Origin of the sequence: Roseisolibacter sp. H3M3-2, from assembly GCF_029211165.1 — a bacterium.
Lineage (GTDB): Bacteria > Gemmatimonadota > Gemmatimonadetes > Gemmatimonadales > Gemmatimonadaceae > Roseisolibacter.
On sequence record NZ_JARGEK010000480.1, the window covers coordinates 1 to 2,983 of the forward strand.

At 74.7% G+C, this 2,983-nt stretch carries 4 protein-coding genes; 2 read left to right on the forward strand and 2 right to left on the reverse strand.

Annotation, left to right across the window (positions count from 1 at the left end):
• Both PYV61_RS23270 and rfaD read left to right on the forward strand, forming a co-directional pair.
• Nucleotides 1-672: hypothetical protein (locus PYV61_RS23270; RefSeq protein ID WP_275836189.1), on the forward strand; the 672-nt coding region annotated here is incomplete at its 5' end.
• Between the two features lie 270 nt (nucleotides 673-942).
• Nucleotides 943-1,950 (forward strand): ADP-glyceromanno-heptose 6-epimerase, encoded by a 1,008-nt coding sequence (gene rfaD / locus PYV61_RS23275; protein ID WP_275836191.1) that lies wholly within the window; start codon nucleotides 943-945, stop codon nucleotides 1,948-1,950.
• A gap of 80 nt (nucleotides 1,951-2,030) precedes the next feature.
• On the opposite strand, the gene PYV61_RS23280 is transcribed toward rfaD, so the two are convergent.
• Nucleotides 2,031-2,567 (reverse strand): hypothetical protein, encoded by a 537-nt coding sequence (locus tag PYV61_RS23280; RefSeq protein WP_275836193.1) that lies wholly within the window; start codon nucleotides 2,565-2,567, stop codon nucleotides 2,031-2,033.
• Nucleotides 2,568-2,626: 59 nt separating this feature from the next.
• Nucleotides 2,627-2,983, reverse strand: a 357-nt coding sequence (locus PYV61_RS23285; protein WP_275836195.1) for a helix-turn-helix domain-containing protein, incomplete at its 5' end; no start/stop codon positions are given.

A 2,983-nucleotide genomic window follows, 5' to 3' on the forward strand; every position in this document is an offset into this window, starting at 1 on the left:
GGCGCGTCCGACTTCACGGGCGCGCCGGCGGTCGCGGCGACCGAGCCGGTGGGCCAGCTGCGCGCGCGCTGGCGCGCGCCGTCGGGGGCGGCGCTCGACGTCCAGGGCGCGCGCACGGTGCTCGACGCGACGCCGCTCCTGCTGCGCAACCGCGTGGTGCGCGCCGAGGGGGCCGCGCAGCGCGAGCGGCTGGTGGCGCTCGGCGTGCGCGCCCGCGCCTCGGCGCGCGTCGGCACCCCGTCGAGCGGCGGGGACCGCAACCGGCGCACGGCGCTCGGCGCCGCGCTGGCGCGCGCCGCGGGGCCGCTCGGCGACCTGTCGGCGGGCGTGCAGACGATCGCGTTCGACCACCCGACCACGCGCGGCTACTTCGCCGCCGAGCGCGTGCTGCTCGCCGACGTGGGCACCTACCTCGAGCGCGAGAGCGCGCGGGGCGTCACGGTCGTCCTCGACGCGGGGGTCGGCGCCCAGCGCGTGCGCCGCTTCGGCGAGGGGACGTCGCCGTGGGAGGGGACGGGGCGGCTGTGGGGTCAGCTCGCGCTGCCGGTCGGCGTGGGGCGGGCGCTGCTCGTCGAGGTGGACGCGTACGACGGGGGGGCGGGACGGGTCGGGCCGGGGGCGGGACGGTGGCGGTGGTTCTCGGCGGCGGTCGGGGCGCGGTGGGCGATTTGACGGCGTAGATCGGGGTAGGGCGCAGATCGGGGTAGGGCGTAGACCAGGATGAGCCGAACGAAGGGGTACGTCGCACACCGGGGTACGGCGGACCTGCCAGCTTCGAGCCGGTAGGTCCGCGGTACCCCGCCCTGCGCCCCACCTTGCTCCTCGCCGTTTCCTGCTCTCCGCCGCACCCGGATCTGCGCGGCACCCAGATCTTCGCCCCACCCCCGCCCTACGACGTATCCCGCCCCGCCGTATCCCGTCCTTCGCCCTTAGAATTCCCGCATGACTTCTCCGCTTCCCTTCGGCCGCGTCCTGGTGACCGGCGGCGCCGGGTTCATCGGCTCGGCGCTGGTGTGGGCGCTCAACCGCCGCGGGGTGGAGCGCGTGGTGGTGTGCGACCGCCTCGGGACCGACGAGAAGTGGCGCAACCTCGTCCCCCTCGCCTTCGAGGACTACCTCGAGGCCGACGACCTGCTGCCGCGGCTCGCGTCGGGGGCGCTCGGGACGTTCGACTGCGTGCTGCACATGGGCGCCTGCTCGGCGACCACGGAGCGCGACGCGACGTACCTCGCCCGCAACAACTTCGAGTTCACCAAGGCGCTCGCCGAGTGGTGCGTGCCGCGCGGCGTGCGGTTCGTGTACGCGTCGTCGGCGGCGACCTACGGCGACGGGACACACGGGATGGACGACCGCGCGCAGGACGCCGACTCGCTGCAGCGCCTGCGCCCGCTCAACGCGTACGGCTACTCGAAGCAGCTGTTCGACCTGTGGGCGGCGCGGCGCGGGGTGCTCGACCGCATGGTCGGCTGCAAGTTCTTCAACGTCTTCGGCCCCAACGAGGCGCACAAGGGCGACATGCGCTCGCTGGTGCACAAGGCGTTCGGGCAGGTCGAGGAGACGGGCGAGGTCCGCCTGTTCCGCAGCCACCGCCCCGACTACCGCGACGGCGAGCAGTCGCGCGACTTCCTCTACGTGAAGGACTGCGTGGCGATGACGCTGCACCTCGCCGGGACGCCGGGCGCCTCGGGGCTCTACAACCTCGGGAGCGGCGAGGCCAATACCTGGAACGCGCTCGCCGGCGCGCTCTTCTCGGCGATGGGGCGCGAGCCGCGGATCACGTACGTCGACATGCCGGAGTCGATCCGCGACAAGTACCAGTACCACACCCGCGCCGACGTGTCGCGGCTGCGCGCGGCGGGCTACGACGCGCCGGTGACGCCGCTCGCCGACGCGGTGCGCGACTACGTCGTGCACTACCTCGCCGGCGATCGCCGCCTGGGTGACGAGTGACATAGACAACTACCAGGAGAACGGATGAGACGGATCGGATCGGATCCGTCTCATCCGTTCTCCTGGTAGTGGAAGTGTCGCTATTTCCTGCGCAGCGTCATCTCGAAGAAGCGCTCCCAGCTCGTCCCGTCGCGCGAGAAGTCGCCTACCTCGTGCCACGTGCCGTCCTTCAGCACGAAGGTGTAGCGCACCTTGCCCGCCGGCGTGTCGAACCCCCAGTGCCACCCCTGCGGGTCGAGCTCGAGGACGTGCTGCCCCGCGGTGCCCGTGGCGAGCCAGGTCGAGAAGCGGTAGCGCGCCTCGCGCGGGTCGAACGCGATCACCCCGAGGGTGACGTGCACCGGCACCTCGGCGCCGCTCGCCGAGTCGCGGGCGGTGAAGCGCCCCTCGACGAGCAGCGCCACGCCGTCGAGCTTGCGCTGCACGCGCTCGCCGCCGCGGAAGGTCGTGCGGCGGCCCGACGCGGCGTCGCGGATCCAGCCGTCGCCCTCCCACTCGCCGGCCATGTAGGCGAGCCGCTCCATGGCGGCGCGCTGCGGGGCGGGGTCGGGGCGCTGCGCGGCGAGGGCGGAGGCGGCGAGGGACAGGAGCGCGGCGGCGCGGAGGAGTGGTCGCATGCGCGGACGCTACCGACGCCGCGCGCCGCCGTATTGAAGAAACGCGACGCGGCGCGACGCTAGGGCGTGACCGCGCCGTGGGCGATCTGCGCCAGCCGCGCCTCCAGCTGCGCCGGGGTGAGGCCGGTGACCGCGGCCATGTCGCGCACCATGTGCGCCTGGTCCGCCCACCCGTACTCCGCCGCCAGCTGCGACCACGCGACCTCGCGCGCCAGCACCGCGCCGATCGCCGACCGCACGCGGCGCACGCGCGCGAACTCCTTGGGCGTGAGCCCGACCGCGCGGCCGAAGCGGCGCTGCAGCTGGCGGGTGCTGAGCCCGACGTCGGCCGCCAGCCGCTCTCCCACGCGCGCCCCGCGCGCGGCCACGGGGGCGCGTACCGCCGCGCGCACGGCCGGGTCGGGGGGCGGCGCGGC